This is a genomic window from Caulobacter sp. DWR2-3-1b2, from assembly GCF_049896345.1.
In the GTDB taxonomy this organism is placed as follows: Bacteria; Pseudomonadota; Alphaproteobacteria; order Caulobacterales; family Caulobacteraceae; genus Caulobacter.
Map to the genome: position 1 here is coordinate 832,770 of NZ_JAFCUC010000001.1, position 20,327 is coordinate 853,096.

At 68.1% G+C, this 20,327-nt stretch carries 22 protein-coding genes and 1 pseudogene; 13 read left to right on the forward strand and 10 right to left on the reverse strand.

Features of this window, described 5'->3' with window-relative positions:
- Positions 1 to 25: 25 nt before the first annotated feature.
- The 3 genes from ACP694_RS03990 (at position 26) to ACP694_RS04000 (ending at position 3,052) form a co-directional block, all read left to right on the forward strand.
- Entirely contained in the window at positions 26 to 799 is a 774-nt protein-coding gene (locus ACP694_RS03990; RefSeq protein ID WP_426010600.1) for a hypothetical protein, read from the forward strand.
- On the forward strand, positions 799 to 1,683 hold the full coding sequence (locus ACP694_RS03995) for a hypothetical protein (protein ID WP_426010602.1): 885 nt from the start codon (positions 799 to 801) through the stop codon (positions 1,681 to 1,683). Before ACP694_RS03990 ends, ACP694_RS03995 begins: the two co-directional genes overlap by 1 nt.
- A gap of 145 nt (positions 1,684 to 1,828) precedes the next feature.
- Complete coding sequence (locus ACP694_RS04000) at positions 1,829 to 3,052, forward strand: multidrug effflux MFS transporter (protein ID WP_426011288.1); 1,224 nt, start codon at positions 1,829 to 1,831, stop codon at positions 3,050 to 3,052.
- 38 nt (positions 3,053 to 3,090) lie between these two features.
- On the opposite strand, the gene ACP694_RS04005 is transcribed toward ACP694_RS04000, so the two are convergent.
- Both ACP694_RS04005 and ACP694_RS04010 read right to left on the reverse strand, forming a co-directional pair.
- The gene (locus ACP694_RS04005; RefSeq protein WP_426010603.1) at positions 3,091 to 4,695 is read right to left on the reverse strand and encodes a cisplatin damage response ATP-dependent DNA ligase; all 1,605 of its coding nucleotides are present in this window, start codon (positions 4,693 to 4,695) and stop codon (positions 3,091 to 3,093) included.
- A gap of 36 nt (positions 4,696 to 4,731) precedes the next feature.
- On the reverse strand, positions 4,732 to 5,454 hold the full coding sequence (locus ACP694_RS04010) for a hypothetical protein (protein WP_426010605.1): 723 nt from the start codon (positions 5,452 to 5,454) through the stop codon (positions 4,732 to 4,734).
- Positions 5,455 to 5,548: 94 nt separating this feature from the next.
- Here ACP694_RS04010 and ACP694_RS04015 point away from each other — a divergent pair, with 94 nt between their 5' ends.
- The gene (locus ACP694_RS04015) at positions 5,549 to 5,965 is read left to right on the forward strand and encodes a PaaI family thioesterase (protein WP_426010607.1); all 417 of its coding nucleotides are present in this window, start codon (positions 5,549 to 5,551) and stop codon (positions 5,963 to 5,965) included.
- 157 nt (positions 5,966 to 6,122) lie between these two features.
- Here ACP694_RS04015 and ACP694_RS04020 read toward each other — a convergent pair whose 3' ends face one another.
- Entirely contained in the window at positions 6,123 to 7,133 is a 1,011-nt protein-coding gene (locus ACP694_RS04020) for a ligase-associated DNA damage response exonuclease (RefSeq protein WP_426010608.1), read from the reverse strand.
- A 41-nt stretch (positions 7,134 to 7,174) separates the two neighbouring features.
- On the opposite strand from ACP694_RS04020, the gene ACP694_RS04025 reads away from it, so the two are divergent.
- From ACP694_RS04025 to ACP694_RS04035, 3 genes are read left to right on the forward strand one after another with little or no spacing between them, the layout of a single operon-like run.
- A complete protein-coding gene (locus ACP694_RS04025; RefSeq protein ID WP_426010610.1) occupies positions 7,175 to 7,675 on the forward strand; it encodes a PaaI family thioesterase in 501 nt (166 codons plus the stop codon).
- On the forward strand, positions 7,672 to 8,091 hold the full coding sequence (locus ACP694_RS04030) for a PaaI family thioesterase (RefSeq protein WP_426010611.1): 420 nt from the start codon (positions 7,672 to 7,674) through the stop codon (positions 8,089 to 8,091). Before ACP694_RS04025 ends, ACP694_RS04030 begins: the two co-directional genes overlap by 4 nt.
- Positions 8,092 to 8,100: 9 nt before the next feature.
- A complete protein-coding gene (locus ACP694_RS04035; protein WP_426010613.1) occupies positions 8,101 to 8,271 on the forward strand; it encodes a DUF2256 domain-containing protein in 171 nt (56 codons plus the stop codon).
- A gap of 269 nt (positions 8,272 to 8,540) precedes the next feature.
- Here the strand turns inward: ACP694_RS04035 and ACP694_RS04040 are convergent, their stop codons facing one another.
- Complete coding sequence (locus ACP694_RS04040) at positions 8,541 to 9,458, reverse strand: histone deacetylase family protein (RefSeq protein ID WP_426010615.1); 918 nt, start codon at positions 9,456 to 9,458, stop codon at positions 8,541 to 8,543.
- Positions 9,459 to 9,537: 79 nt separating this feature from the next.
- On the opposite strand from ACP694_RS04040, the gene ACP694_RS04045 reads away from it, so the two are divergent.
- Complete coding sequence (locus tag ACP694_RS04045; RefSeq protein WP_426010617.1) at positions 9,538 to 10,392, forward strand: acyl-CoA thioesterase; 855 nt, start codon at positions 9,538 to 9,540, stop codon at positions 10,390 to 10,392.
- 1 nt (position 10,393) lies between these two features.
- On the opposite strand, the gene ACP694_RS04050 is transcribed toward ACP694_RS04045, so the two are convergent.
- The 4 genes and pseudogenes from ACP694_RS04050 to ffh all read right to left on the reverse strand — a co-directional run bounded on the left by ACP694_RS04050 (position 10,394) and on the right by ffh (position 13,511).
- Positions 10,394 to 10,591, reverse strand: a complete 198-nt coding sequence (locus ACP694_RS04050; protein ID WP_426010618.1) for a hypothetical protein — start codon at positions 10,589 to 10,591, stop codon at positions 10,394 to 10,396.
- Between the two features lie 3 nt (positions 10,592 to 10,594).
- Entirely contained in the window at positions 10,595 to 11,173 is a 579-nt protein-coding gene (rimM, locus tag ACP694_RS04055) for a ribosome maturation factor RimM (protein ID WP_426010619.1), read from the reverse strand.
- A gap of 273 nt (positions 11,174 to 11,446) precedes the next feature.
- Positions 11,447 to 11,965: pseudogene (gene rpsP, locus ACP694_RS04060) on the reverse strand (30S ribosomal protein S16); the annotation flags it as partial.
- A 10-nt stretch (positions 11,966 to 11,975) separates the two neighbouring features.
- The gene (ffh, locus tag ACP694_RS04065) at positions 11,976 to 13,511 is read right to left on the reverse strand and encodes a signal recognition particle protein (protein WP_426010620.1); all 1,536 of its coding nucleotides are present in this window, start codon (positions 13,509 to 13,511) and stop codon (positions 11,976 to 11,978) included.
- A 272-nt stretch (positions 13,512 to 13,783) separates the two neighbouring features.
- On the opposite strand from ffh, the gene ACP694_RS04070 reads away from it, so the two are divergent.
- Positions 13,784 to 14,071 carry a hypothetical protein gene (locus ACP694_RS04070; RefSeq protein ID WP_426010622.1) on the forward strand — a complete coding sequence of 96 codons (288 nt, stop codon included), beginning with the start codon at positions 13,784 to 13,786 and terminating at the stop codon, positions 14,069 to 14,071.
- 383 nt (positions 14,072 to 14,454) lie between these two features.
- Here the strand turns inward: ACP694_RS04070 and ACP694_RS04075 are convergent, their stop codons facing one another.
- Both ACP694_RS04075 and ACP694_RS04080 read right to left on the reverse strand, forming a co-directional pair.
- Positions 14,455 to 15,444 (reverse strand): TraB/GumN family protein, encoded by a 990-nt coding sequence (locus ACP694_RS04075; protein WP_426010624.1) that lies wholly within the window; start codon positions 15,442 to 15,444, stop codon positions 14,455 to 14,457.
- 40 nt (positions 15,445 to 15,484) lie between these two features.
- Positions 15,485 to 16,414 carry a hydrogen peroxide-inducible genes activator gene (locus ACP694_RS04080; protein ID WP_426010626.1) on the reverse strand — a complete coding sequence of 310 codons (930 nt, stop codon included), beginning with the start codon at positions 16,412 to 16,414 and terminating at the stop codon, positions 15,485 to 15,487.
- A gap of 215 nt (positions 16,415 to 16,629) precedes the next feature.
- Between ACP694_RS04080 and ACP694_RS04085 the strand changes: the two genes are divergently transcribed.
- Genes ACP694_RS04085 through ACP694_RS04100 form a run of 4 tightly spaced genes read left to right on the forward strand, consistent with a single transcriptional unit; the run spans position 16,630 to position 20,297 of the window.
- The gene (locus ACP694_RS04085; RefSeq protein ID WP_426010628.1) at positions 16,630 to 17,271 is read left to right on the forward strand and encodes a phosphoribosylanthranilate isomerase; all 642 of its coding nucleotides are present in this window, start codon (positions 16,630 to 16,632) and stop codon (positions 17,269 to 17,271) included.
- A 15-nt stretch (positions 17,272 to 17,286) separates the two neighbouring features.
- On the forward strand, positions 17,287 to 18,519 hold the full coding sequence (gene trpB, locus ACP694_RS04090; protein WP_426010630.1) for a tryptophan synthase subunit beta: 1,233 nt from the start codon (positions 17,287 to 17,289) through the stop codon (positions 18,517 to 18,519).
- A 12-nt stretch (positions 18,520 to 18,531) separates the two neighbouring features.
- The gene (trpA, locus tag ACP694_RS04095; protein ID WP_426010632.1) at positions 18,532 to 19,359 is read left to right on the forward strand and encodes a tryptophan synthase subunit alpha; all 828 of its coding nucleotides are present in this window, start codon (positions 18,532 to 18,534) and stop codon (positions 19,357 to 19,359) included.
- Between the two features lie 11 nt (positions 19,360 to 19,370).
- Positions 19,371 to 20,297 carry an acetyl-CoA carboxylase carboxyltransferase subunit beta gene (locus ACP694_RS04100; RefSeq protein WP_426010634.1) on the forward strand — a complete coding sequence of 309 codons (927 nt, stop codon included), beginning with the start codon at positions 19,371 to 19,373 and terminating at the stop codon, positions 20,295 to 20,297.
- Positions 20,298 to 20,327: the final 30 nt, after the last annotated feature.

Genomic DNA, 20,327 nt, shown 5'->3' on the forward strand with positions numbered 1-20,327 from the left:
GCGGCGGGCAGCGTGCGGGGTACAGATGCACGATCCGGTGACGAGTTTCGTGGTCGCGGTGTTCAGCACGCCGGGCGCGGCCCTGATGATGGCCGGCGCCATCCTGGTCTTCGCCATCGGCCTGATCTTCCAGTCGGGCCATTTTGAGTATGTCCCGCTGCGTGACGATTTCCGTCGCCGCATCGAGCTGCTGGAGGAATTGCAAGGTGATCGCCAGAAAGCCTTCGCCAAAGCGATTGGAGCGATCGACCAGCGCTTCGGCGGTATGGCCAACCCTGTCCTTGAGCTTGGCTGGGCGCACTATCATAGCCAGCTAACGCCCACGGAGGATGGTCGCTTGGCCGCCTCGATCCATGCCGCAGACGTCTTCGACCATGCTGACGCGCCCGCCCGCACCCTCGAATGGTGGGCCAATCTGATGGTGGCCATCGGCCTGGTCATCACCTTCATGGGCATTGTCGCGGCCCTGACCGAGGCCACTGCGGCCATGGCGCCCCACGGCGCGGCGGCCGAGGGCGCGGCCATGCAGGGCGCCTTGATCAACCTGCTGACCATCGCCGCCACAAAGTTCTGGACCTCGATCGCCGGGGTGTTGGCCTCGATCATCCTGCGACTGGCCGCGCGTCGCCGTCGGCAGGCGATCGAGGCGCTGGAATCTCACCTCTTCGCGCTCCTCGACGCCTGCGTCCGCTTCGCGCCGCCCGAGAAGGTGATGCTGGAGCAACTCGCGGTGCTGGGTCGCATCGAGGCCGCCTTGGCCCGGTCCAACACGCCAGCGTCGCGGACGGGCCACGTCTGATGCGCCGCAAGCGCAGCCGGGCGGTCGATGTGGAGGAGGGGGAAAGCTACTATGTGTCGATGACTGACATGATGGTTGGGGTGATCTTCATCTTCATCATCATGCTCAGCTATTTCGCGTTCGAGTTCCGTGCTTCGACAGCCAAGCTGGTCGGCGCCAAACAGCCCGAGACCGCCGCTCTGCTGCAGACCGCAGGCAATCTCAAGTCGCGCAACGCCGACCTGGAGGTCGATTACCAGGCCCGGGTGCTGTGCGTCCCCGAAGCCTTGCTCAGCGACGGCGACAGCGGAACCCCCACGGAGCGCCGCTGCTTTTCGTTCGCGCAACCCGCCCAGGCTTCGGCCCAAGCCATCGCGACCGTCGACGCGCGCCGGGTGCTGCTGGATTCGCTCGACGCGGACCTGCGGGACGCTGGCGCGCCGGTGTCCGGCGATCCTGCGAGCGGGTCACTGAACTTCAAGGCCGAAAAGCTGTTCCTACCGGGCTCGGCCAATCTGTCGCCGGAGGGAGGGAAGGTGGCCGGCCAGGTCGCGGTGACCCTGGCGCGTCGACTGCCCTGCCTGGGCTACGGCGCGCCGGCCAGCGCAGGCTGCACGCCCGGCGGCCCGCGCCTGATGGTGGTCAATGTGCTCAGCCAGACCAGCCTCGACGTGTTCACGCCAGAAGGTCAAATGGCGGCGAGCCTGGCGCTGCAGCGCGCGGCCGTCTTCCACCAAGCCCTGACCGGCGCCCAGCCTCTGCTGGCCAAGCTGCGTAACGCACCTCCGGAACAGGGCGCTTCGCAGCCCTTGCTGCGGGTGGCCAGCGTCGGCCAATCGGCGGAGGGCGCTTCCAAGGCGGGAGACGACCAGACGGTGAGCATCCAGTTCCAGATGGTCCCCTAGATCGAAGCGGCGTTGGCGCACGGCCCGCCGTGGCCTATATCGCCCCCATCGCGTCTCGCGCCGGCCGGCGCTTCGGCGTTCCGGCCTGTGAGAGAGCGTCATGTCCACCACCGCGCCCGCCCCCCGACCTGGGCCGCATCCCGGCATGGGCTTTGGCCAGTTCGTCGCCCTGATCGCCGCGATGATGGCCACCAACGCCCTGGCCATCGACTCGATGCTGCCGGCCATGCCGCAGATCGGCCAGGCCCTGGGCGTGGCCTCGGCCAATCAGCGGCAATGGATCCTCACCGCCTATCTGCTGGGCTTCGGCGCGGCCCAGATCGTCTATGGCTCGCTGGCCGACCGCTTCGGGCGCAAGCCGGTGCTGCTGGTCGGCCTGGCGATCTATGTGGTGTTCGCCGCCGCCTGCGCCTTCGCCACCTCGTTCGAGATGCTGCTGATCGCCCGCGCCCTGTGCGGCGTCGGGGCGGCGGCGACGCGGGTGCTGTCGGTGTCGATCGTCCGCGATTGCTATAGCGGGCGGCAGATGGCCAAGGTGATGTCGCTGTCGTTCATCGTCTTCCTGGGCGTGCCGATCATCGCCCCGTCGGTGGGCCAGGCCATCCTGCTGGTCGCGCCCTGGCCCTGGGTGTTCGGCATCCTGTCGATCTTCGGTTCGGCGGTGATCGTGTGGGCGGCGCTCAAGCTGCCCGAGACCCTGCACCCGGAAGACCGCACGCCCCTGGCCGTGGGCCCGGTCTTGGCGGCCTTCAAGGAATGCCTGACCAACCGCGTCGCCGTCGGCTACACCCTGGCCTCCACCCTGGTGCTGGGCGGGCTGTTCGGGTTCCTCAATTCCGCCCAGCAGGTCTTTGTCGAGGTGCTGGGGGCGGGCAAGCTGTTCACCCTGATCTTCGCGGCCATCGCCGGCGGCATCGCCGTCTCATCGCTGGTCAATTCCCAGATCGTCGGACGTTTCGGCATGCGGATGGTCTCGCACGTGTCGCTGCTGGGCTACATCGCCTTCGCGGTGGTCCACGCCCTGGTTGCCCTGAGCGGCCATGAGACCCTCTGGACGTTCTCGCTGCTACAGGCGGGGATGATGTTCTGTTTCGGCATGGTGATGTCGAACTTCGGCGCGATCGCCATGGAGCCGCTCGGCCATCTGGCCGGCACGGCGGCCTCGGTGCAAGGGTTCATCACCACCATCGGCGGGGCCTTGTTCGGCTTCTATATCGGCCAACTGTTCGACGGCACGACCGTGCCCCTGACCCTGGGTTTCGCCGGCTTCGGCATCGCCGGGCTGATCGCGGTGCTGATCACCGAGAAGGGCCGGATGTTCCAGTCGGGAGCAGGTTCGGCCGATGCGATGGCCGGAGCGGGACACTGAGTTACTCGCTCGTCCCGGCGACTGCCGGGATAGAAAATTCAATTCAGCATCCGCTCCAGGGTGGGCAGTTCATCCGCCTCGCGCGAGGGCTTGTCCCAGCGGATGCGGTTGATGCGCGGAAAGCGCATGGCCACGCCGGACTTGTGCCGCGTCGAGCGCTGCAGCCCCTCGAACGCCACCTCGAACACCAGGCCGAAGTCCCAATCGGCGCGCACCGAACGCACGGGGCCGAACCGCTCAAGGGTGTTGTCGCGCACGAACTTATCGATCTGCTTCAGCTCCTCGTCGGTAAAGCCGAAATAGGCCTTGCCGACCGGCGTCAGGCGCCGCGTGCCCGTTTCATCCTCCTGCCAGACGCCGAAGGTGTAGTCGGAGTAGAAGCTTGACCGCTTGCCGTGGCCGCGCTGGGCGTACATCAGCACCGCGTCGATCAGCCGGGGATCGCGCTTCCACTTGAACCACGGCCCCTTGGGGCGGCCCGGCTCATAGACGCTGTCCCAGCGCTTGAGCATCAGGCCTTCAGCGATCATCGGATCGCCCTCCGGCGGCGACGCGCGTAGCGCGGCCAGTTCTTCCCAGGTCTCGAAGGGCTGGACGGCCGACAGGTCGATGCGCGGGCTAGCGGCCTGGGCGATGAACACTTCCAGTCGCGTGCGACGCTCGGCGAAGGGCAGGCCGCGCAGGTCGGTCTCCCCGTCTAGCAGCAGGTCATAGGCGCGAATGCCCGCCGGATAGGCGACTAGCTGCTTGGGATCGACGCTCTTGCGGTTCAGCCGCTGCTGCAAATCACCGAAACTGGCCACCGCCCCATCGCGCATCACCAGCAGCTCGCCGTCGATGGCCCCCTCGAAGGTCAGGGCCTCCAGTACGTCGGGAAAGGTCGCCGAGATGTCGTCGCCGGTGCGGGTATAGAGCCGCCGCTCGCCGCGCTCGCTGACCGCCTGGACACGGATGCCGTCCCACTTCCACTCGGCGGCGTAGGCGGCGGGGTCCAGCTTTGCGAAGTCCACCGCCTCGTCGATCGCCTGGGCCAGCATCACCGGCCTGAACCGCCCCGGCGCGTCGGGCGAGGGCTGTTCGGAGCGTCCCTCAAGCCAGGCGAACAGGTCGCCATAGGGCGGGGTCATGGCGTGCCAGACCTCCTCGATCACCCTGATCTCCACCCCGCCGAAATCGGCGCAGGCCTGTTTGGCCAGGCGCGACGACACCCCCACCCTCAGGCCGCCGGTCATCAGCTTCAGCAGCGCCCAGCGGCCGTCGGCGTCGAGCGCGTCCAGCCAGCCCTCGATCAACCGCTGCACCTCGGCCCGCGAGGCGGTGCGCAGGGCCTCCACCACGTCCGACAGATCCGGCTCGCGATTGGCGCCCGGACGCTCCGGCCAGGCCAGGGCTACGGTCTCGGCCAGGTCGCCGACATAGTCGTAGGACCAGGCGAACAGCTGGGCGTCCATCCGCGCCTCGATGGCCTTGCGGATGAAGGCCGGCTTGGCGGCGCTGAACGACAGGGCCCCGGTCAGGGCGGCGAGCACCCAGCCGCGCTCCGGATCGGGTGTCTCGCCCAGGAAGTCCTTGATCAGGGTGAGCTTGGCGTTGCGCGAGCTCGTCAGGGACAGGCGGTCGAGGAGGTGGGCGAAGGCGCGCATGGGAATGAAATGTCGCTCTGGCGCTGAAGTTCAAGCCTACTCGGCCCGCGTCTCGTCCAGCTGACCCAGGATCATGATCTTCTGCCAGATCTTGCGGCCCAGGTCGGAGGCCAGGGTCTCGATGTCGTTGACGGCGGCGATGACGATGGAGTCGTTGCTTTCGCCGGCATAGAGCGCCGCCAGCTTGGCGGTCAGGGCCAGCATCTCGGCGCAGTAGTCGAGATAGCGGGCCAGTTCGAAGCGGCTCATCTCGCGGGCGGGCGAGGAGGCGGTGCGCGGGCCCAGCACCAGGGTGGGGTCCTTGGTCAGCTGATGCATGTCGATGACGTGGGCGAAGGACCGCAGCTCGTGCAGGGCCTTCTGGACCCGCGAGCGCTTCCAGCGGGCCTCCAGCGACAGCAGGAACCAGATCGCCGCGCCCGACAGCAGCACCAGATTGACCGCAGGCTCCAGGCCTTGGGCCAGGGTCAGGGTGCTGGCGCCGCGCAGGCTGGCCAGCCAGTCCAGGCGGGCGATCAGCGCCGCTTCCAGGCCGAGCGCCCCCACGCCAATCAGCGTCACCAGGGTGCGCAGGAAGAGATAAGGTCGCGAGAGCCGGTGGGCGCGCTGGGCGGTGACCCGGGCGGTGGCGGTCAATTGCGCGCTGACCTCGGCCAGGCCCGAGTCCGGGAACCGCTCGGCGATCCGCACGCGCAGATGGTCGAGAGTGGCGACCACCTTGTCGGCGTCGAGTTTCAACGGCCGGCTTGCCTTGCCCATGCGCATCCCCCTGTCCACGGCGACGCTAGCACGGTCAAGCGGCTTGCGAAGAATTCAAACATCTGTTTGAAGTTGGCCAGCCCGGAGCCCGGTCATGACCTTCCAGCCGCCCGACCCGTTCACGCCGCATCCTCGCAAGAGCCCGCTGACCACGCCATGGGAGCCGATCTATGCCGACATTCGCGACGATCGCTGGCTGTTGGCGGTAGAGGTGCGCGAGCCGCACACCAATTCGCGCGGCGGTCCGCACGGCGGCCTGATCGCCGCCCTGGCCGACAACGCCATGGGCCTGTCGTGCGGGGTAATGCTGGCCAGGCTGAAGATCCCCAGCAACGGGCTGATCACTGTCTCGCTGGGGCTCGACTATCTGGCGGCCGCCAAGCTTGGCCAATGGCTGGTGTTCGACACCGACTTCATCAAGCCGGGCAAGAGCCTGTGCTATGCCGAGGCGACGGTGTCGGCGAATGGCAAGCCGGTGGCGCGGGCGCGGGCGACGTTCAAGGTGTCGTGATTTCCCGCTCCCCTTGCGGGAGAGAGTGGCCCCACGGAGCGGGGTCGGGTGGGGGGTCGAAGGTTATCGCCGCCGCGCACGGTGGTCGACGTCTGCGCGACCCCTCATCCGTCGGCCTTCGGCAGCCACCTTTCTCCCGCAAAAGGAGAAGGGTAATTTACTCCCCCTCTTCCTCGTCATAGCCCACCAGCCGCAGCGCCCGGGCCGGGATGCCCGCGAGCTCGCACCAGCGCTCCAGGGCCTCCTCGCGGCCGTGGGTGATCCACACCTCGCCGGGGCGCAGCTCGTCGAGGGTGGCGGTCAGTTCGTCCCAGTCGGCATGGTCGGAGATGATCAGCGGCAATTCGACACCGCGCTGGCGCGCCCTCGCCCGCACACGCATCCAGCCGCTGGCGAAACAATCGACCGGGTCGGGAAATCGCCGCGACCAGCGGTCGGCCAGGGCCGAGGGTGGGGCGATGATGATCGCTCCGGCGAAGTCTTTCTTGGCGCCGCCCGTGGTGGCCGGCTCCAGGGGTCCGAGATCGACGCCGTGGCGCTCGTATAGACGGTTCAGCCGCTCCATGGCGCCATGGACATGGATGGTCTTGTCCCAGCCCGCCTCGCGCAACAGGGCGATCACCCGTTGGGCCTTGCCCAGGGCATAGGCGCCGACCAGGTGGGAGCGCTCGGGAAATTGCTCGACCGACTTCAGCAGGGCGGCGATCTCGCCCCGGTCGTCCGGATGGCGAAACACTGGCAGGCCGAAGGTGGCCTCGGTCACGAACACGTCGCAGGGCACGGGCTCGAAGGCCGCGCAGGTCAGGTCGCGGCGGCGCTTGTAATCGCCGGAGACGACGATGGTCATGCCCTTCCACTTGACCACCGCCTGGGCCGATCCCAGCACGTGGCCGGCGGGGACCAGCCCCACCTCGACACCGTTGTGAGTGAAGCTTTCGCCATAGGCGATCGGCGTGCGATTGGCGGCGAAGTCCTCGCCATAGCGTTCGGCCATGATCGCCAGGGTCTCCGGCGTCGCGGCGACCGAGCCATGGCCGGCGCGGGCGTGGTCGGCGTGGCCATGGGTGATCACCGCCCGGTCCACGGGGCGGACGGGGTCGATATAGAAGCCTCCGGGCGGGCAGTAGAGCCCGGCGGGCCTCGGACAGAGCAGGTCTTGCGGTTTCATCACGGTGGATATGGGAACGCGCCCGGCTATAAACCTATCCCATGAGCAATGATTTCAGTTCCGCCGACCAGCATCGGCTGATCGCCAACACCATGAACGAGGGCAGCCCCCAGGCCCGGGCCCTGGGCTTCCAGACCCTGGAGATCGGCGAGGCGGTGGCGATCCTCAAGGTTCCCTACCGGCCCGAGATCGTCGGCGACCCGGAAACCGGCGTCATTGCCGGCGGTGTGGTCACCACCCTGCTGGACCACGCCAGCGGCCAGGCGGTGCACGCGGCCCTGACCGAATGGACCTCGATCGCCACCCTGGACCTGCGCATCGATTACATGCGGCCGGCCCAGCCGGGACGCGACGTGCTGGCCCGGGCCCATTGCTACAAGGTGACCCGCTCGGTCGCCTTCGTCCGGGCCGTGGCCTATGAAGACGACCCCGACGACCCGATCGCCGCCGCCCAGGCCGCCTTCATGCTCGATTCCAGCGCCGGCAAGAAGCCGGGGGCCAATTTCAAGCCGCCGCGCGACAAGGCGGAGTCGGCCCAATGAGCGACGCCGACACCCGCCTGATCGCCATGCTCGGCTCGATCCCCTATGCCCGCTTCATCGGCATGCGCGCCGAGCTGGCCGGCGACGAGATGACCGCCATCCTGCCGTTCTCCGACCACATCGTCGGTAATCCGATGTTGCCGGCCATCCACGGCGGTGTGCTGGGCGCCTTCATGGAGATGACCGCCTTGGCCCAGCTGTCGGTGGCCGAGCCGCTGAAGCGCCAGCCGCGCACCATCGACGTGTCGATCGAATATCTACGCTCGGGCCGGCCCCTGACCACCTTCGCCCGCGCTCAGATCAAGAAGGTCGGCCGCCGGATCGCCAATGTCCATGTCGAGGCGTGGCAGGAGCAGCGGGCCGCGCCGATCGCCGCCCTGCGCGGTCATTTCCTGCTGTCCTCGGCCGAGGACTGACTCTCCGCCATGGCTCGCCACGTCAATCGCGGGACTGTAACGCGCAAGGGCGACTTGCCGACCAAGGTGTGCGTGACCTGCAAACGGCCCTTCACCTGGCGACGCAAATGGGAGCGGGTCTGGGACGAGGTAAAATATTGCTCCGATAAGTGCCGCGCCAATAAGGTTACACCTTTGTAATGCCGATTATCTGCATCAACGTTTCTTAAAAGCGCTTCATGAAGCAAAGGTAACGGGTGTTCACCATCCGCCGCGCCTATACCCCTGATCACCGGACGCGGTCGTCGCGCCGGACCTTTCAGGGAACCAAGACCATGACCTTCTCGACCAACAACGTTTCCGCCTTCGCCAGCCTGATCCTGGCCCTTCTGCCCCTCGTCGTGATCGCTGGCTCCATCTCCACGAGCTTCTGAATGATCGCCGCTTAGCTCCACCGGGCTAGCGCCCCTTCAGGCTTTCAGAGCCTCTCGGGCCGCCCGGTGGAGAAGGGCGTGACGATGCGCCAAACGATCGATGTCGGCGTCATAACCGCCACCGATCACCCCGGTCACCGGGATATCCCTTTCCAGACATGAGCCCAGGACGAACGCCTCGCGCCGCGCGAGCCCCCCGTCGCTCAAACTCAAACGCCCCAACTTGTCGTCCGCGTGCGGATCGACCCCGGCGTTGAAGAACACCAGGTCGGGCGCCACCCGCGTCAGCAGCTCCGGCAGGAGCGCTTCCAGTCTCTCCAGATAATCCGCGTCGCCCGTGCCGTCGGGCAGGTTGACGTCGAGGTCGCTCGCCGCCTTTCGGGCCGGGAAGTTCTTCTCGGCGTGCATCGAGAAGGTGAAGACGCTGGGATCGCCCTCGAAGATCCGCGCCGTGCCATCGCCCTGGTGAACGTCGAGATCGACGACCAGCACCTGGCGTACGACGCCCTCGGCCTGTAGCCGCCTTGCCGCCACCGCCACGTCGTTGAACACGCAGAACCCGGCCCCCGTATCGGCCTGGGCATGGTGGCTGCCGCCGGCGGTGTTGCAGGCGATCCCGTGCTCCAAGGCCAGGCGCGCGGCCAGCAAGGTGCCGCCGGCTGCGGCGCGGGCCCGAGTGGCCACGGAGTCGGTGTTGGGCATGCCGATCCGCCGCGCCACGTCGGCGGGCAAGGTCAAGTCGATGACGCCGCGTACATACGCCTCGTCGTGAACGAGCCGCAGGCTGTCCTCGTCGATCGGCTCGGGACGGATGAAACCCGCCGGGCCGGCGAGCCCCTCGGCCTGGAGCACAGCGGCCAGGCGCGAGAACTTGTCCATTGGAAAGCGGTGTCCCGCTGGCATCTCGGCGCGGAAGGCGGGGTGGTGGATGATCGGCGGGAACGGCGTGGCCATGGCGCAACGATGGGGAGCGCGCGCACGTGACGCAAGGTCGCGACTTGCCCCCGCGCCCGCTGGCGCTTAACCAACCGCCATGCGCACACCCGAGAACCTCGCCGAAATCCTCGACCTCGAAGCCATCGAGGTGAACCTGTTCCGGGGCGTCAGCCCCAATGACGGCTTTCCCCGTATCTTTGGCGGCCTGGTCATCGCCCAGGCGCTGATGGCGGCCTACAAGACCGTGCCCGAGCGGGTCTGCCACTCGCTGCACGCCTATTTCATCCGGCCCGGCGATGTGAACGCGCCGGTGCTCTACGAGGTCGAGCGGGCCCGCGACGGCGGCACCTTCACCACCCGGCGGGTGGCGGCGATCCAGCACGGCGAGCAGATCTTCAACCTCTCCTGCTCGTTCCAGACCCCGGAGGCTGGGCTGGAGCACCAGGCGCCGATGCCGTCGAGCGTCGATCCCGAGACCCTGCCGACCGACGCCGAATACCTTCGCTCGCTCGGCGACGAGGTTCATCCGCGCTTCGTCAAGATGGCCGAATATCCGCGCCCGATCGACCTGCGCTGGGTGGATCCGCAGCACCCGACCAAGCCGACGCCGAAGTCCTCGACCAAGGAGGTCTGGATGCGGGCCAAGGCGCCGCTGGGCGACGACGTGCGCCTGCAGCAATGCGCCCTGGCCTACGCCTCGGACATGGCTTTCATGGAAAGCGCCCTGCGTCCGCACGGCCTGATCTGGACCAGCCCCGGCCTGCAGGCCGCCAGCCTGGACCACGCCATGTGGTTCCACCATCCCTTCGACTTCAACGCCTGGACCCTGTTCGCCCAGGACAGCCCCTCGGCCTCGCAGGGGCGCGGCTTGGTGCGCGGCCAGATGTTCAGCCGCGAGGGCCTGCTGGTCGCCTCCGTAGCCCAGGAGTGCCTGATGCGGGTGCGGAAGTAGGTTAGGCCGCGCCGAGGCGCTCAAGAACGCCGATGGATCGATCGAGGTCACCGCCGGTCATCGCCCGCTCGGCCTTGATGACTAACTGCAGCTTGCGGACCAATAGCCGCACCTCGATCTCGCCCGCCTCGGCCTGCGTCTTGGCGGCAGCGCCTTGCTGGCGTCGGCGAGAAGCTTGGTCACCTGCCGCAATTGTCAATACTCAGTCGTAGTGCCGCTCGGTGTCGTCGTCCTCGACCGCCTCTTCAGGCCCTTCCGGCTCACCCACCAAGGCCGGCGGATCGGCCAGCACCAGGCCTTCGGCGATCTTCACCTCCGGCACGGCGGCGCGGGTGAAGGGCAGGTACCAGGTCTGGCCGCCCAGGGCGGGGTCGATTTCCAGCAGGTCGTCGGCGCCGAAGTTCTGGACGCTCTTGATCTTGCCCAGCAGGGCGTTGGTGGCGACATGCCGCACCGGCAGGCCGATCAGGTCGGCCAGGTAGAACTCGTCCTCGTCCGGCTCGGGCAGGGCCGCGCGGGGGACATACAGGCGCAGGCCGCGCAGGGCGTCGGCCGCTTCCTTGGTGTCGACGCCCGCGCAGCGCGCCACGACGCCGTCCTTGACCACCCGCGCGGTCTCAACGGTCAGGGCGGGCGAGCCGTCCTGGCGGGTCAGGGCCTTGAACTTGGTCAGGGTCAGGGGGGCTTCGGTATAGGTCGCGATCTTCAGCTCGCCGCGCACGCCAAAGGCACCAGCGACGCGGCCAACGAGGATCAGGTTCGTGTCAGGAGACTGGGTCATGGTGAGAAACGCCTTAACCCATCACCGTTTTCCCGGCGAGGGCCGGGACCCAGATCCATCCTGGGCGACTCGTGGGCTTCACCTGGGCCCCGGCCTTCGCCGGGGAGATGGTAGAGGTGTCGTCGCCCTGGTCCGAAAACCAGGGCGACGACGTCCGAAGCCTTAGGCTTCGGTGGTCTTTTCAGAAGCCGGGGCCTCATCAGCGGCCGGAGCCTCTTCAGTGGCCGGAGCCTCATCAGCGGCCGGGGCCTCTTCAGCAGCCGGGGCCTCATCAGCGGCCGGAGCCTCTTCAGCGGCGGCTTCAACGGCCGGCGCTTCTTCGGCCGGGGCCTCTTCAGCGACGGCTTCCGGCTCCGGAGCAGCGGCGGCTTCAGCAGCAGCGGCGGCGGCCGCTTCGGCGGCTTCGGCGGCGGCGGCCTTGGCGTCTTCCTTGGCTTGAGCCTCGGCGGCCACGCGGTCGGCGTCGCGCTGGGTGCGCTCGGCGTCACGTTCCTGGGCCTTCTTGCCCGGCTTGGCCTTTTCGGGGTTGTTGCCGTGGGTCCACTCGACCAGGCCTTGGGCGGCGAGGAATCGGGCGACGCGGTCGGTCGGTTGGGCGCCCTTGGCGAGCCAGCCCTGAATGGACTCGACCTTCAGGGTCACGCGCGAGGCGTCGTCCTTCTTGAGCAGCGGGTTGTAGGTGCCGACCTTCTCGATGAAGCGGCCGTCGCGGGGCGAGTGGCTGTCAGCGACGACGATCGAGTAATAGGGGCGCTTCTTGGCGCCGCCACGGGCGAGACGGATCTTCAGCATATCGGTAGTCCTATTTCTTGAATGGATTGAAGCCGGGGGGCAGGCCGCCCAGACCGGAGAGGAGGTTGGGCTTGGCGTCGCCGCCGCCCCCGGATCCCGGAAGACCGGGGAGCCCCGGAAGGCCGCCGAGGCCTCCCGCGGAATTGGAACTAGGCTGGGAAATCTTGCCGCCGCCCATCGCCTTGAGCTTGGACATGTCGCCGCCGCCCAGCATGCCGGCCATCTTGGCCATGCCGCGACCGCCGTCCTTGCTCATCGCCTTGAACATGTCGGCCATCTGGCGGTGCTGCTTGAGCAGGCGGTTGACCTCGGCCACGTCGACGCCCGAGCCGGCCGCGATACGGCGCTTGCGCGAGGCGGCCAGGATGTCGGGCTTCTTGCGCTCCAGCTTGGTCATCGCGCTGATGATCGCTTGCTGGCGACGGAAGACGCTGTCGTCGATACCGCTCTCGGCGATCTGCTTCTTGACTTTCTGGACGCCAGGCAACAGGCCCATGATCCCGGCCATGCCGCCCATCTTCTGCATCTGCGAGAGTTGAGACGACAGGTCGTTGAGGTCGAACTGGCCCTTGGCCAGCTTCTTGGCCATGCGCTCGGCTTCGGCCACGTCGAGGTCTTGCGTGGCCTTCTCGACCAAAGCAACGACGTCGCCTTGCCCCAGGATCCGGCCGGCCACGCGGCGGGCGTCGAACACGTCGAGCGCGTCGATCTTCTCGCCGGCGCCCAGGAACTTGATCGGCAGGCCGGTGACGTGGCGCATCGACAGCGCGGCGCCGCCGCGGCCGTCTCCGTCGGCGCGGGTGAGGATCAGGCCGGTCAGCGGCAGGCGTTCGTGGAACGCCTTGGCGGTGCGGACGGCGTCCTGGCCAGTCAGGCTGTCGGCGACCAGCAGGGTCTCGGACGGCTGGGCGATGCGGGCGATTTCCGCCGCCTCGCTCATCATCGCCTCGTCCAGGGTGGTGCGGCCGGCGGTGTCGAGGATCAGGACGTCATAGCCGCCCAGCTTGGCAGCCAGCAGGGCGCGCCTGGCGATGTCGGCGGCGCTCTGGCCGGCGACGACCGGCAGGCTCTCGACCTCAACCTGCTTGGCCAGCAGGGCCAGCTGTTCCATGGCGGCCGGGCGGCGGGTGTCGAGCGAGGCGACCAGCACCTTCTTGCGGTCGAACTTGCTGAGCCGCAGGGCCAGCTTGCCGGTGGTGGTGGTCTTGCCCGAGCCCTGCAGGCCGGCCATCAGGATCACCGACGGCGGGTTCAGGGCCAGGTTCAGGCCGACCGGCTCTTCGCCGCCCAGCATGTCGACCAGGCCGTCATAGACGATCTTGACCACTTGGTCGGCCGGCTTGACCGAGCGGATGACCGCCTCGCCCGAAGCGGCTTCCTTGGCCTTGGTGATGAAGTCCTTGACCACCGGCAGGGCCACGTCGGCCTCGAGCAGGGCGACGCGGACCTCGCGCAGCGCCTCGTCGATGTCCTTCTCGGACAGCACGCCACGACCGCCGAGGCGGTCGAAAACGCTGGAGAGCCGATCTGTAAGGCCGTCGAACATGGGTAGCCCTAGTGAAAACCAATGACCAAACGCGATCAGCCCCCATGGACGATCACGTCGATGGGGGTCCTCACCGGCCTCGTCCAGATGGGCCCTGCGCTAGCAGGCTGGGGTCGTGACGGTAGAGGCGCTGCTGATGAAGCGCCGGAAGGGCGCGCTTATGCACGAATGGGAGGGGGGAGTCAAAGAGGGGGTGGGGGCGTTCGGTTGGATCAAAAGCCCGATGCCTGTTACCGATTGCGCGCACGGGCGCTCGGAAGCAAAATTGATCGATGGCTTTGAACGATTACCAAGGCAAGTACGTGACCGGAGGCACGTTCCTTTACGACGGAACGGTGCCGACGCGTATTGCCATTATCGCTAAAGATCACGATGCTAGCTACGCGCTTGCAGAGGCTGAAAACTGGCTAGAGCCTGGCGAAAAGCCAGCCCCTTTGGGTCCAAATGGAGTCCTGTATTATCAGCAGGGCGAAATCACCTCACACCTAACGCTCGCAGAAGCAAAGGCTTGGATCGACGCGAAGGGTTATGGCTCCATTGTATGGGATCAACTGCCTTAGCTGTAGTTTGTTGTGAAGTCGCAGACGAACGCTCCAAACATATCCTCCTGCCTCAGCCCCATCCGCCCCGGCGAGGGTTTGGCCGTGGCGCTCTTCTCCTCACCCGTGCAACGGGGGAGGTGGCCGCGAAGCGGACGGAGGGGGCGTCGGCCGCCGCCGTGACGCCCCCTCCGTCACGATGCTTATTCGCATCGCGCCACCTCCCCCGCGTTGCGGGTGAGGAGAAGGGGCGTGGGATCACACCTACTTGCCCCCACCTGACGGCTTCGCCGTCTGTCCGCCCCCATAAGGGGCGGAGCCTCGCGCACTCACCTGAGCTTTTCCCCCTATGGGGGAAGACGATCGCGAAGCGATCCGTAAGGGGCAAGTTCGTGAGCCGCCGCCTACTCCGCCGGCGACGTCACCGTCGCCCCGGCCGCGCGCAGACGGTCCAATACGCCGTTGGCCGGCAGCAGGAACGCCAAATCGACCACCGCCACCGTCACCCCCGGCCGCCCCAGCACCTCGGTCAGGGCCTGGGCCGAACCGGAAATCTGCTGATCCAGCAGGGCGGCCCCACCGAGCGCGCGCAGCAGGCAGCGCTGGGCGGCGGAGGCGGAATAGCGACCGCGCACGCTGGCCAGGTCGCCCACGGCCCAGTCGGCGCCGATGGTGGTGGCGTGGGCGGCGTCATATTCGGTCTCGGAGAGGATATCGCGCAGGCAGGCCAGCTGCTGGTCGTCGGACAGCTTGCCGACCACGCTCAACACCGGCCCCAGGCGGTACTGGCTCATCGCCTTGACCTTGACCCCCTTGGTCTTGGCCAGCCGCTCGATGGTGCTGACCGGCTTGGCTTCGGAAATGCCGGCCGCCTGGCGGAAGTCCGACATCAGGATGAAACCGGCCACCGCCGGCTTCCAGTCCTTGTAAGGAACGCCCGTGCGACTGGCCTGCTCGCGGATATTGACGAACCGCGCCCTGAGGTCCGGCGGCAGGCGATCTTCCAGGCGCTTGCCCAGCATGGGCTGGCGAACGCCGCCGCCGGCCGTCAGGAAGAACTTGGTGATCTGCAGCGGGCCGACCGAGGCCTCGGGCGGGACCAGCACCAGGCTGGCCTGGTCAAGGGCGCGGTTCAGCCGGGGGCTGTCCCACTTCAGCTGATGCGGCAGGGGCGGGGCCGAGCCCACCACATAGAGCTTGGCGCCGCCCTTCTCGACCAGCCACAGGGCCGGGCCGGGCGGCTTGGCGACCACCAGCAGTTCGGAGACCACGGCGCTGCCTGGATCCTGCGGGAAGAGTTCGATGGGCTGGGGCGGCGGGGTCTGGGCCTGGGCGGCGGGCGCGGCCAAGACTAGCACGGCCAGGGCCGCCAGGGCCGATGAGGTTCGCGTCATCCCGGTCTCCAGCACGTCGGACTCTGCGGAGATGGGTACTCTAATGCCGTGGCGAAAGCACGGCGGGCGGCAGGGCGGCCAGGGTCTCGGCCAGCAGCCGGCCCTCGGTGGAGCGGCTGGAGCCCTTGCGCCAGGCCACCACGATCTCGCGGCTGGAATGGTCGGAGTTCAGCGGCCGGATGGTGACCGGCGCGTTTTCGGCCAGGCCCGCGGCCACGGCCATCGACGGCAGGAACGACACCCCCAGGCCCGAGCCGATCATCTGCACCAGGGTGGGCAGGGAGGTGGCGGCGAAGCTCTCGTCGTCGTCCAGATTGACGTTGCGCGGCGGCTCCAAGCCGCAGGCGGCCAGGGCGTGGTCGCGCAGGCAGTGACCATCCTCCAGAAGGATCATGTCGTCGCCCCTCAGGCTCTCGGGATCGACCCGCTCGAAGGCGGCCATGCGATGGTTGGCGGGGGCGGCGGCCAGCAGCTCGTCATCCTCGACATGGGCCCAGTCCAGACCGGTCATGTCATAGGGCAGGGCGATCAGGGCGGCGTCCAGGGCGCCGGACTTCAGCGCGGCGATCAGCCGGTGGGTCAGGTCCTCGCGCAGATAGAGCTTCAGCTTGGGGAACTGGTCGCGCAGGGCGGGCAGGGCGCGCGGCAGCAGATAGGGGGCGACGGTGGGAATGACCCCCAGCTTGAACCGCCCGGCCAGGGGCTGGCCCGCCCCGCGCGCCGCCTGCACCAGATCCTCGGCCTGGGCCAGGATCGCCTCGCCCCGGCGCACGGCCTCCTGGCCGGCGGCGGTGAGGATCACGCCCGACCGGGCCCGATCGACCACCGGCGCGCCCAGGATCTTCTCCAGTTCCTGGATGCCGGCCGACAGGGTGGGCTGGGTGACATGGCAGGCCTCGGCGGCCCGGCTGAACGAGCCGTGCTCGGACAGGAGCTTGAGGTAGCGGAGCTGGCGCAGGGTGGGGAGCATGAGGGGGTATATAGGTGGGGTCTATCAATTAGCGAAACGGGAGGGTCTAGGTCTATGGCGGCGATGGTTAGAGACCGTCTCCCAGGGGAGGCGGTTGGCAAGAGCGCCGCTCCTGGAGAGCACCGCCACTGCTTTCGGCCTCGACCCCGACACTCGCGACCTGGCGTGAGCCACCGCCCCTTGCACAACATCCCTCCCCACCGTACCTCCGCCTCATGACTAGCGCCAAGATCTGCGGGCTTTCTACCCCCGAGACGCTCGCCGCCGCCGTGAACGGCGGCGCGGCGTTCGTCGGCTTCGTGTTCTTCGCCAAGAGCCCCCGCAATCTCACCCCCGAAGCCGCCGCCCGTCTGGCCGCCGCACTGCGCCAGGGGCCGGTCAAGACCGTGGCCGTCACCGTCGATCCCGACGACGCCCTGATCGACCGGCTGATGGCCACCCTCAAGCCCGACCTGATCCAGGTGCACGGCCGCGAGACCCCGGCCCGGGTCCGGGAGATCGGCGCCCGCTCCGGGGCCGGGATGATCAAGGCCTTCTCGGTCTCGTCGGCCTCCGATGTCGACAAGGCCGCCGCCTTCGACGGCGTCGTCGAGCACCTGATGTTCGACGCCAGGCCCGTGGAGGGCTCGGTCCTGCCCGGTGGCACCGGCGCGCGGTTCGACTGGAGCTTGCTGGAAGGCCGGCGCTTTTCGCGGCCGCATTTCCTGGCCGGGGGCCTGGATCCCTGGAACGTCGCAGAAGCGGTCAAGGCTTCGGCGGCGCCCCTGGTAGACGTTTCCTCTGGCGTGGAGCGAGGTCCCGGCCTAAAGGACCCGGCTCTGATCACGGCGTTCCTGGACGCCGTGAAACGCGTCTGAACCCTGGATGGTCCTTTGAACGTCCCAACGAACGCCCCCGCCAAGCCCAACGATTATTCGGCCTATCCCGACACCAATGGCCGGTTCGGCGAGTTCGGCGGCCGCTATGTGGCCGAGACCCTGATGCCGCTGGTGCTGGAACTGGGCGAGGCCTATGCCGCCGCCAAGGCCGATCCCGCGTTCCAGGCCGAGCTGACCAGCTTCAACACCCACTATGCCGGCCGGCCCAGCCCGCTCTATTTCGCCGAGCGCCTGACCGAGCATTTCGGTGGGGCCAAGATCTATTTCAAGCGCGACGAGCTGAACCACACCGGCTCGCACAAGATCAACAACGCCCTCGGCCAGATCCTGCTGGCCATGCGCATGGGCAAGACCCGGATCATCGCCGAGACCGGGGCCGGCCAGCACGGCGTGGCCACCGCCACCGTCTGCGCCCGCTTCGGCCTGCCGTGCGTGGTCTATATGGGCGCCACCGACGTCGAGCGGCAAAAGCCCAACGTCTTCCGCATGAACCTGCTGGGCGCGGAAGTGCGCCCCGTCACCTCGGGAACCGGCACCCTCAAGGACGCCATGAACGAGGCGATGCGCGACTGGGTGACCAATGTCGAGGACACCTATTACCTGATCGGCACGGCGGCCGGGCCGCACCCCTATCCGGTGATGGTCCGCGACTTCCAGAGCGTGATCGGCATCGAGGCCCGCGCCCAGATCCTTGAGATGGAAGGCCGGCTCCCCGACGCCGTGGTGGCCTGTATCGGCGGCGGCTCCAACGCCATCGGCCTGTTCCACCCCTTCCTGGCCGACGAGGGCGTGCGGCTGATCGGCGTCGAGGCGGCCGGCCATGGCGTCTCCACCGACAAGCACGCCGCCTCCCTGACCGGCGGCCGTCCGGGCGTGCTGCACGGCAACCGCACCTATCTGCTGCAGGACGACGACGGCCAGATCATCGACGCCCACTCGATCTCGGCGGGCCTGGACTATCCAGGCATCGGGCCGGAGCACTCGTTCCTGCACGAGATCGGCCGGGCCGAATATGTCTCGACCACCGACCAGGAGGCGCTGGACGCCTTCATGCTGTGCTCGCAGCTGGAAGGCATCATCCCGGCGCTCGAGCCGGCCCACGCCCTGGCCCGGGTCGGCGACATCGCTCGCGAGCTGGGCAAGGACAAGATCGTGGTGATGAATCTGTGCGGCCGCGGCGACAAGGACATCTTCACGGTGGCCGAGGCTCTCGGGCGGAAGATCTAGGGGCGATTTGACGTGACCAACGACCGTATCGACCGCCGTTTCGCGGCCCTGAAGGCTGAGAACCGCGCCGGCTTCGTGACCTATATCATGGCCGGCGATCCCGACGCCGCCACCACGCTGAGCGTGCTCAAGGGCCTGCCGGGGGCGGGGGCCGACCTGATCGAGCTGGGCTTCCCGTTCTCCGACCCGATGGCCGAGGGTCCGACCATCCAGCGCGCCGCCCAGCGTGGCCTGCGCTCGGGCATGACGCTGCAGGGCACGCTGGACCTGGTCGCCGCTTTCCGCCAGGGCGACAACGACACGCCGATCATCCTGATGGGCTACCTCAACCCGGTGCTCAATCGCGGGTTCGAAGCCTTCGCCGCCGCCGCTGCGACGGCCGGCGTCGATGGCCTGATCATCGTCGATTGCCCGCCGGAAGAGGCCGACCCCCTGTCGGACGCCCTGGAGGCCGAGGGCATCGCCCTGATCCGACTGGCCGCCCCCACCACCGACGACAAGCGCCTGCCGATGGTGATCCGCCGCACCTCGGGCTTCGTCTATTACGTCTCGGTGGCGGGCGTGACCGGCGTCAAGTCGGCCGACCCCGCCAATGTGGCCTTGGCCGTGACCCGGCTGCGCAATGCCTCGGGCCTGCCGGTCGCCGTCGGTTTCGGCATCCGCACACCGGAACAAGCCGCCGCCGTGGCCCGCGTGGCCGACGCGGCGGTGGTCGGCTCGGCCCTGGTGGACGAAATCGAGGCGGCCGCCCAGTTGAACGAAAACGTGACCGAGAAGGTTCTTCTCAAGGCGTCGGAGCTGGCTAAGGCTGTGCGATCGGCGCGACTCGAAATGGCGTGAGGCTAAAGGCTATGGCTATGGCTGAAACTCCGGGCCCCAAGAAGGGCGACAAGACCAAGGTCGGGGCCGAACGACGCGGCGGCTGGCTGTCGCGCATCGCCCCCGGCGTGCGCGGGGCGTTCGCCAGGCGCGAGACACCCGAGAACCTGTGGGTCAAGTGCCCCGACACCGGCGAGATGATCTACCGCTCCGACCTGGAGGCGGCCCTGTGGGTCACCCCGGCCGGACGCCACATGCGCATCGGCCCCGAGGCCCGCTTCAAGTTCACCTTCGACGACGCCGAATACGAGGTCCTGCCAACCCCGGCGGTGTTCGAGGACCCGCTGAAGTTCTCCGACGGCAAGCCCTACAAGGAGCGCCTCGCCGCCGCCCGCAAGGCGACCGGCGAACAGGACGCCATCGCCATCGCCTTCGGCGTGGTCGGTGGCGCGAAGGCCGTGGTTCTGGTCCAGGATTTCGCCTTCATGGGCGGCTCGCTGGGCATGGCCGCCGGTGAGGGCTTCATCGCCGCCGCCGAGGCCGCGATCGAGCGCCAGGTTCCGCTGATCGCCTTCACCGCCGCCGGCGGCGCGCGGATGCAGGAGGGGGCCCTGTCCCTGATGCAGATGGCCCGCACCACCTTGGCCATCAACCAGATGAAGGACGCCGGCCTGCCATACGTCGTGGTCCTCACCGACCCGACCACCGGCGGCGTCACCGCCTCCTACGCCATGCTCGGCGATGTCCACCTAGCCGAGCCGGGCGCCCTGATCGGCTTCGCCGGCCCCCGGGTGATCGAGCAGACCATCCGCGAGACCCTGCCGCCGGGGTTTCAGCGCTCGGAATATCTGGTCGAAAAGGGCATGGTCGACCGCGTGACGCCCCGCAAGGACCTGCCGGCGGTGCTGGGCTCGATCCTCGGCACGCTGATGATGGGGCGTTCGCTGAAAGCTGCGTAGTGCAAAGAGCTTTTCCCTCCCCGTCATGGG

Bases quoted from the DNA above. Each gene is read 5' to 3' on its own strand.
- ACP694_RS03990 (WP_426010600.1), top strand. From the start codon at position 26: ATGCACGATCCGGTGACGAGTTTCGTGGTCGCGGTGTTCAGCACGCCG.
- ACP694_RS03995 (WP_426010602.1), top strand. From the start codon at position 799: ATGCGCCGCAAGCGCAGCCGGGCGGTCGATGTGGAGGAGGGGGAAAGC.
- ACP694_RS04000 (WP_426011288.1), top strand. From the start codon at position 1,829: ATGGGCTTTGGCCAGTTCGTCGCCCTGATCGCCGCGATGATGGCCACC.
- ACP694_RS04005 (WP_426010603.1), bottom strand. From the start codon at position 4,695: ATGCGCGCCTTCGCCCACCTCCTCGACCGCCTGTCCCTGACGAGCTCG.
- ACP694_RS04010 (WP_426010605.1), bottom strand. From the start codon at position 5,454: ATGGGCAAGGCAAGCCGGCCGTTGAAACTCGACGCCGACAAGGTGGTC.
- ACP694_RS04015 (WP_426010607.1), top strand. From the start codon at position 5,549: ATGACCTTCCAGCCGCCCGACCCGTTCACGCCGCATCCTCGCAAGAGC.
- ACP694_RS04020 (WP_426010608.1), bottom strand. From the start codon at position 7,133: ATGAAACCGCAAGACCTGCTCTGTCCGAGGCCCGCCGGGCTCTACTGC.
- ACP694_RS04025 (WP_426010610.1), top strand. From the start codon at position 7,175: ATGAGCAATGATTTCAGTTCCGCCGACCAGCATCGGCTGATCGCCAAC.
- ACP694_RS04030 (WP_426010611.1), top strand. From the start codon at position 7,672: ATGAGCGACGCCGACACCCGCCTGATCGCCATGCTCGGCTCGATCCCC.
- ACP694_RS04035 (WP_426010613.1), top strand. From the start codon at position 8,101: ATGGCTCGCCACGTCAATCGCGGGACTGTAACGCGCAAGGGCGACTTG.
- ACP694_RS04040 (WP_426010615.1), bottom strand. From the start codon at position 9,458: ATGGCCACGCCGTTCCCGCCGATCATCCACCACCCCGCCTTCCGCGCC.
- ACP694_RS04045 (WP_426010617.1), top strand. From the start codon at position 9,538: ATGCGCACACCCGAGAACCTCGCCGAAATCCTCGACCTCGAAGCCATC.
- rimM (WP_426010619.1), bottom strand. From the start codon at position 11,173: ATGACCCAGTCTCCTGACACGAACCTGATCCTCGTTGGCCGCGTCGCT.
- ffh (WP_426010620.1), bottom strand. From the start codon at position 13,511: ATGTTCGACGGCCTTACAGATCGGCTCTCCAGCGTTTTCGACCGCCTC.
- ACP694_RS04070 (WP_426010622.1), top strand. From the start codon at position 13,784: ATGGCTTTGAACGATTACCAAGGCAAGTACGTGACCGGAGGCACGTTC.
- ACP694_RS04075 (WP_426010624.1), bottom strand. From the start codon at position 15,444: ATGACGCGAACCTCATCGGCCCTGGCGGCCCTGGCCGTGCTAGTCTTG.
- ACP694_RS04080 (WP_426010626.1), bottom strand. From the start codon at position 16,414: ATGCTCCCCACCCTGCGCCAGCTCCGCTACCTCAAGCTCCTGTCCGAG.
- ACP694_RS04085 (WP_426010628.1), top strand. From the start codon at position 16,630: ATGACTAGCGCCAAGATCTGCGGGCTTTCTACCCCCGAGACGCTCGCC.
- ACP694_RS04100 (WP_426010634.1), top strand. From the start codon at position 19,371: ATGGCTATGGCTGAAACTCCGGGCCCCAAGAAGGGCGACAAGACCAAG.